The organism is Lentzea alba (assembly GCF_047445655.1).
Classification (GTDB): Bacteria; Actinomycetota; Actinomycetes; order Mycobacteriales; family Pseudonocardiaceae; genus Lentzea; species Lentzea alba_A.
The window spans coordinates 70,552-77,558 of sequence record NZ_JAJAEG010000043.1 but is presented as its reverse complement, the minus strand read 5'-3'; the positions used below and the strand labels follow the sequence as shown (position 1 = coordinate 77,558).

At 67.6% G+C, this 7,007-nt stretch carries 6 protein-coding genes; 3 read left to right on the top strand and 3 right to left on the bottom strand.

Features of this window, described 5'->3' with window-relative positions; translation table 11 throughout:
* Positions 1–359 precede the first annotated feature (359 nt).
* The 3 genes from LFM09_RS44550 to metG form a co-directional block, all read right to left on the bottom strand.
* Positions 360–1,769, bottom strand: coding sequence for a transglycosylase family protein (locus LFM09_RS44550; RefSeq protein ID WP_414102686.1), 1,410 nt, complete (start codon positions 1,767–1,769; stop codon positions 360–362).
* Positions 1,770–2,071: 302 nt separating this feature from the next.
* Positions 2,072–2,893: a TatD family hydrolase gene (locus LFM09_RS44545; RefSeq protein WP_414102685.1), complete on the bottom strand. Its 822-nt coding sequence runs from the start codon at positions 2,891–2,893 to the stop codon at positions 2,072–2,074.
* A complete protein-coding gene (gene metG, locus LFM09_RS44540) occupies positions 2,890–4,680 on the bottom strand; it encodes a methionine--tRNA ligase (RefSeq protein ID WP_414102684.1) in 1,791 nt (596 codons plus the stop codon). Before metG ends, LFM09_RS44545 begins: the two co-directional genes overlap by 4 nt.
* Before the next feature lie 54 nt (positions 4,681–4,734).
* Between metG and LFM09_RS44535 the strand changes: the two genes are divergently transcribed.
* The 3 genes from LFM09_RS44535 to LFM09_RS44525 are packed head-to-tail and all read left to right on the top strand — an operon-like array spanning position 4,735 to position 6,983.
* Entirely contained in the window at positions 4,735–5,289 is a 555-nt protein-coding gene (locus tag LFM09_RS44535; protein WP_414102683.1) for a PadR family transcriptional regulator, read from the top strand.
* Between the two features lie 58 nt (positions 5,290–5,347).
* Positions 5,348–6,280 carry an ATP-binding cassette domain-containing protein gene (locus LFM09_RS44530; protein WP_414102682.1) on the top strand — a complete coding sequence of 311 codons (933 nt, stop codon included), beginning with the start codon at positions 5,348–5,350 and terminating at the stop codon, positions 6,278–6,280.
* Positions 6,270–6,983 carry an ABC transporter permease gene (locus LFM09_RS44525; RefSeq protein WP_414102681.1) on the top strand — a complete coding sequence of 238 codons (714 nt, stop codon included), beginning with the start codon at positions 6,270–6,272 and terminating at the stop codon, positions 6,981–6,983. Before LFM09_RS44530 ends, LFM09_RS44525 begins: the two co-directional genes overlap by 11 nt.
* Positions 6,984–7,007: the final 24 nt, after the last annotated feature.

The following is a 7,007-nucleotide window of genomic DNA, read 5'->3' as shown; positions in this document are numbered from 1 at the left end:
GACACCCCCAGCAACTGGGATGTCTTCGCCTTCGCGGTTGCGGAAGGGCGGTGGCTCGCCTTCGGCTTTGCCCTGCGCGGCAGCAGGCCTGTCCGGCTCGCTTCGCTTCGCCACTGGCGGAAGGACCGCTCGGCTGCGCCGTCGCCCAGCGCGCATGGGTGATTTCGGGCTCGCTTCGCATCACCCCTGGCGTTGGCTGCCAGCCGGGGTGTCGACACGCCTGTGCAGCCGTTCGACAGAGGGGTGATTGCCCCCGCTTGGCCTGCCCAGGCCCCAGGTCTCGGCCCTGTACGGCGAAGGCCGCCCCTGGCGAACCAGGAGCGGCCTCGTCGTGCAAAGCGAATGCGGTTGGTGCGGGTTTACGGCAGGCCCAGCTTCGCGCGGCAGCCCGGCCATGCGGCGTAGGAGCCGCCGCGGTTGTCGCGGACCTTGGTCGCGATGGCGATCTGCTGCTCACGCGTTGCCTGGTGCGGGTAGGCCGCGTAGACGCTGCCGCCGTTCGCGTCCCAGGTGGACTTCATGAACTGCAGGCCGCCGTAGAAGCCGTTGCCGGTGTTGATGGCCCAGTTGCCGCCTGCCTCGCACTTGGCGAGGGCGTCCCAGACCGCGCCGTCGGGGAGGGGCTTGGTGCCCACGGTGATCTTCTTGGGCTTCGGCTCCTTGGTGACCTTCCCGCCGATCTTTTCGCGGGAGATCTCCTTGCCGTTCTTCACCGTCACGCGGTACGTGCTGATCTGCTCGCCGGCCTCGCCCGGGTCGGTGACCTTCTGCTGACCCTGGTTCATGTTCGGGTCGTTGGTCTTCTCGACCGGCGGGGCGACCGGCTCGTTCACGTTGATGACCGTGACGCCGGTGCGGGAGATGTAGACCTCGGCGCCGGTGGCGAGCTTGACCTCGGTGCCGTTCGCGACGGCGTCCTCGGGGCCGAGGGAGAGGTTCTCGTTCTTCAGGAGCTCGTCGACGGTGACCGCGGTGGTCTGGATCTCACGCGGGGCGTTGGCGCCGTCGAACAGCTTGATGTTCTTGCGGGTCTTGACTTCGAGGTTCATGCCCTGCAGCGGCACGTCCTGCGAACCCGGTGCGGAGAACCACGCGCCGTCGGTGGGGACGCCGAGCTGCTTGGCGGCCTCCTCGACGGTGACGGAGCGGACCCAGTCCTCGCGGGCCTGGCCGTCGACGCTCATCTTGAGCAGGCGGCCGCGGTCGAGGGTGATCTTGCCGCCGTCGGAGATCGGGGCGTTCAGCGACGGGGACAGGGCGTCGTGCTCACCGACGACGATGCCTTCCTCCGCCAGGACCTCGCCGACCGTGCCCTCGTACGAGTGGACGGTCGAGGTGGCGCCGTCGATGTCGACCGCGACGGACTTGTCCATCGCCATGGCCGTGACGCCACCGCCCGAGATGGACACCAGCACCGCGGCTACCGCGCCCTTGAGGAAGCGGCGCTTCCAGGACGAGACGGCCGTGACGAGGAGCTGGGGGTCCTTCTGCTCCTCTTCCTCCGACGGGAGGACGAGGGGCGGCATGATCGTCGTCTCGGCGTTGATGAGACGGATCAGCTCGTCGACGTCGACGTTCGCCGTGGCGAGGAGCTCGTCGGCGTCCGGTCCGAGCACCTCGAGCACGTCCGCGGGCGAGATGCTCAGCGCACCGGCGGGGAAGCTCGGGTGGGGATCAACGACACCTACCGCGGTGTTCCCGACCGGCGTGAACCAGTCGGTGTCGTCGTTGAAGTCGTACGGAGCGGCAGTTCTGTCGCTTCCAGACAAGGGTCGATACCTCCATTGCGGAAGCTCGAGGCCACCGCACAGTTGGCGTTGACAAGATCATTCGAGGGTTGAGCTCGAAGGTTCCCGGCAACTCCTCCTACGTGGTCTCGCGTCTTCGCGCTTCTGGCTTCGGTCCCGCCCCGACTGCGGGCGTGCTCCGAACCGACTGGGTCGGCATCGGTGGCACGGTCACGGGACAGTAACGGGGTCGCCGACGTTGCGCAAACACCCCCACGGATGTTGTGACTTCAGTCACCCCATGGAGGTAGGAAGCCTTTGCTCCGTTCGTCTTAGGTCGCATCTCAGTAGTCAAGCCCGAACACTCGTTGAGCATTACGGGTGACCTGCGCACAGAGTTCAGAAAGATCTTCGCCACGGAGAGTGGCGAGATCCCGAACTGTGTAATTCACGCAATAGGGTTCATTTGGCCTACCGCGGTACGGATGCGGGGTCAGGAAGGGCGCGTCCGTCTCCACGAGGAGCTGATCCGGCGGCACCAGCACCGCCGCCTCCCGGAGCGCGCGGGCGTTCTTGAACGTCACCGGGCCCGCGAACGACAGCACGTACCCCGCGTCGACGCACCGCCGGGCGAAGTCCGCGTCGCCGGAGAAGCAGTGGAAGACCACAGTGGACGGCGCGCCCTCCGCGTCCAACACCTTCAGGATGTCCTCGTGCGCGTCCCGGTCGTGGATCATCAACGGCTTCCCGACGCGCTTGGAAAGGTCGATGTGCCAACGGAAAGCCTCGTGCTGGGCGGCCGGTGGCGAGTAGTCCCAGTAGTAGTCGAGACCGGTCTCGCCGATCGCGACGACGCGGTCAAAAGCAGCGAGCCGCTCCAGCTCCGCCTTCTCCGCGTCGCCGAACGTGGAGGTGCGCGTCGGGTGGACGGCCACCGCCGCGTAGACCCGCAGGTCCCAAGTGGACGCCTCGGCGGCCCACTGAGCGGCCTTCAGGTCGTCCGCCACGGTGATCACGTGCGAGACACCGGCGGCCTCGGCCCGGTCCAGCAGCTCGGCCACACCAGCGGCATCAACAGCGCCACACGCGTCGAGATGCGTGTGAGCGTCGATCACCGGTGCCGGAAGAGCTTCCGGCACCGGCGGTCGTTCACGCTTCTCCGTCACTTGACGATCGGAGCCCACTCGGGCCCGGTCTCGCCCAGCTCCGGGTCGAGCTTCGCGAACAGCGGCGACGGCTTCTGCAACGGCCGGCCGACCTCCAGCGGGGTCGACTCCCAGCGAGCCTGCTCACCGGCGTAGTCACCGGTCAGCACCGGGTACGAGCGGTCAGGCACGTCCAGGTCGTCGACCTCGGTCAGAGCCGGCTGAGCCGCCCACACGCCCGTGCCACCCAGCGCCTCGTGCACCTTCTGCGCCGAGTGCGGCAGGAACGGCGTCATGAGCGTGTTCGCGTCCTGCACGACCTGCAACGCGGTGTGCAGCACCGAGTCGCGACGGTCCGGGTCGTCCTTGAGCTTCCACGGCTCCTGGTCCGACAGGTACTTGTTCGCCGCCGAGATGACCCTCATGGCCTCGCCCGACGCCTGCTTGAACCGCGAGCGGCGCAGGTGCGCGCCGACCGTGTCGAACGCCGCCTTCGACTGCGCCAGCAGCTCGTGGTCGGCAGGAGTCAGCGCCGTGGCCTTCGGGATCGCGCCGACGTTCTTGTGCGCCATCGAGACCGAGCGGTTGACCAGGTTGCCCCACTCGTTCGCCAGCTCGAAGTTCGTCCGCCGGACGAACTCCTCCCAGGTGAAGTCGGTGTCCTGGTTCTCGGGACCCGCCACGGAGATGAAGTACCGCAGCGCGTCCGGCCCGAACTCCTTCAGGAAGTCCGTCACGTAGATGACCGTGCCGCGCGACGTCGAGAACTTCGAGCCGCTCATCGTCAGGAACTCCGACGACACGACCTCGGTCGGCAGGTTCAGCGTGCCGAACCGGCCGGGCTCGCCGCCCTTGTCCCCCGCACCGTTCTGGCCCAGCAGCAACGACGGCCAGATCAGCGAGTGGAAGACGATGTTGTCCTTGCCCATGAAGTAGTAGCCCTGGGCGTCACCCGTCCAGAACTCCTTCCAGGCATCCGGGTCACCGGAACGCCGTGCCCACTCAACGGAGGCGCTCAAGTACCCGATGACCGCGTCGAACCACACGTAGAACCGCTTCATCGGCTGGTCGCTCCACCCGTCGAGCGGGATCGGCACACCCCAGTCGAGGTCACGGGTGATCGCACGCGGCCGCAGGTCCTTGATCAGGTTCTGCGAGAAGTTGAGCACGTTGGGACGCCAGTCGGCCCGCGTGCCCATCCACGAGCCCAGCGACTCGATGAACGAGGGCAGGTCGAGGAACAGGTGCTCGGTCTCGACGAACTTCGGCACCTCGCCGTTGATCTTCGAGCGAGGATTGATCAGCTCGGACGGGTCCAGCTGGTTGCCGCAGTTGTCGCACTGGTCACCGCGCGCGCCGTCGTAGCCGCAGTGCGGGCAGGTGCCCTCGATGTAGCGGTCGGGCAGCGTCCGGCCGGTCGACGGGCTGATCGCGCCCATCTCCGTCTTCGGGATCACGTACCCGTTGCGCCACAACGCGGTGAACAGGTCCTGCACCACCTGGTAGTGGTTGCCGGTGGTGGTGCGGGTGAAGAGGTCGTAGGAGAGGCCGAGGCCCTGCAGGTCGTTGGCGATGACGCGGTTGTACTTGTCGGCGAGCTCGCGGGCGGTGAGCCCTTCCTTCTCGGCCTGCACCTGGATGGGTGTGCCGTGCTCGTCCGTGCCGCTGACCATGAGCACCCGGTGTCCGGACATTCGCATGTAGCGGGAGAAGACGTCGGACGGGACACCGAAACCGGAGACATGACCGATGTGCCGGGGGCCATTGGCGTAAGGCCAGGCCACCGCGGTCAGTACGGAGGCACTCATACGCATAGCCTACGGAGGCCGTGCCAGGGGGTTTTCACCGAGTGGGAGGTCGGTTTGTCCGCGACCAGGATGCTGGTGCTCGGCGTGGTCAGGCTCGTCGGCGAGGCACACGGTTACGTGGTGCGCCGCGAGCTGCAGTCGTGGTCTGCGGACAGGTGGGCGAACGTGCAGCCCGGCTCGATCTACCACGCGCTGAAGACGCTGGCCAAGGACGGCTTGCTGGAGCCGGTCGGCACCGCGGAGTCCGAGGAGGGACCCGCCCGCACCACGTACAAGATCACCGAAGCCGGTGAGCGGGAGCTGCAGGACCTGCTCGGCCACGCGCTGGCCGACGCGACCGCGGCTCCCGACGTGCTCTCCGCGGGCGTGGCGATGATCAACCTCGTACCCCGCAGGCAGGCGGTCACCTTCCTCAAGAACCGGCTGGCGGGGCTTGAAGGGCAGCTGGCGCCGACGAAGCACGGCATCACCTCGATGCCGGAGATGGGCAAGCCCGCGCACGTCAGCGAGCTGTTTCGACTGTGGCTCGCCCACCTCGAAGGCCAGGTGCGCTGGACTCAGGAACTGATCGAACGCCTAGAGGCCGGTGAGTACGAGCTGAGGGACTAGTCAAACTTGATTAGCCCCCGCTAGCCTCTAGTCAAAGTTGACTAGAGGGGATTCAGTCATGATCAAGGCACGCGGCCTCGCGCGCCGGTTCACGACGAAGTTCGGGCCCGTGGACGCGGTTCGCGGGGTCGACATCGACGTTGCCGAGGGGGAGCTCGTCGGGTTCCTCGGCCCGAACGGGGCCGGCAAGTCCACGACGTTGCGCATGCTCACGACGCTGCTGCAACCGACCGCGGGCGAGGCGATCATCGCCGGGCGCGACCTGCTGACCGATCCGGCCGGCGTGCGCAAGAACATCGGGTACGTGGGCCAGAAGAACGGCGGGGGCGTCGACCAGCGCGTAGGTGACGAGCTGGAGTTCCAGGCCCGGTTCTACGGCCTCTCCAGGAGCGAGGCCCGCCGCAAGGCTGCCGACCTGCTCGAACGGTTCGACCTGCAGGGCATGGAGAAGCGGGTGATCATCACGCTCTCCGGCGGCCAGCAGCGCCGGCTCGACATCGCGATGGGCATGCTGCACGACCCGCGCCTGCTGTTCCTGGACGAACCGTCCACCGCGCTCGACCCGCAGAGCCGCCGCAACCTGTGGGACCACATCAAGCAGCTCAAGGCCGACGGTGTCACGGTCTTCCTGACCACGCACTACCTGGACGAAGCCGACTTCCTCAGCGACCGGCTGCTGGTGATCGACCACGGCGCGATCGTGGGTGAGGGCTCCCCGGACGAGCTCAAACACCGCGTGTCCGGTGACCTGGTGGTGCTCGGCACGCCGCAGGCCGCGATCGTCGCCACCAAGTTCGAGAACGCGGTCGTGGACGGCGAGAAGGTCAGCTTCCGCATCCCGAACGGCGACCGCGCGCTGCCCCAGCTGCTCAAGGACCTCGACGCCATCGGCGTCGAGCTGCACTCCGTGCAGGTCCACCGGCCGACGCTGGACGACGTCTTCCTGACCATGACCGGCCGCTCTCTGCGGGAGGACGCAAATGCTGCGTGACACCTGGCTCGTGTTCGCCCGCGTGATGCTGCCGGTGGTGCGCAACCCCGTCGCCGTCGTGTTCGGGCTCGCCCAGCCGTTGCTCTACCTCGGCCTGTTCGGACCGCTGCTCGGCGACACCGGCTGGCAGTGGTTCGTGCCGGGCCTGCTGGTGCAGATGGCGTTGTTCGGCACGGCCTACGCGGGCTTCTCGCTGCTGCCCGAGGTGCGAACGGGCGTGATGGAACGGCTGCGGGTCTCCCCGGTCAGCCGGGTCGCGCTGCTCGTCGGGCGGGTCGGCAAGGACGTGGTCCTGCTGGTCGTGCAGGGCCTGCTGATCATGCTCGCGGCGATGCTGTTCGGGTTCCGCGCGTCGGCCGGCGAGATCCTGCTCGGGCTCGGGCTGGTGGCGTTGCTGGGCGTCGCGATCGGATCGGTCTCGTACGCGATCGCGCTGAAGGTGAAGCTGGAGTACGTCTTCGCTTCCGTGCTGTCGTCGACCATCGTGCCGTTGATGCTGCTCTCGGGCGTGCTGCTGCCGATGTCGAACGGGCCGCAGTGGCTCTACTGGCTGTCTCGGATCAACCCGCTGGCGCACGTCGTGGACGCCGAGCGGTCGATCTTCAACCCCGGCTCGATGATGCTCGGCCTGATCTCCGTGTCGGCGTTGGTGCTGGTCGGCGTGTTCTACGGCGTGCGCACGTTCAACCGCGAGTCCGCCTGACGCCCGCCGGNGCTCTACTGGCTG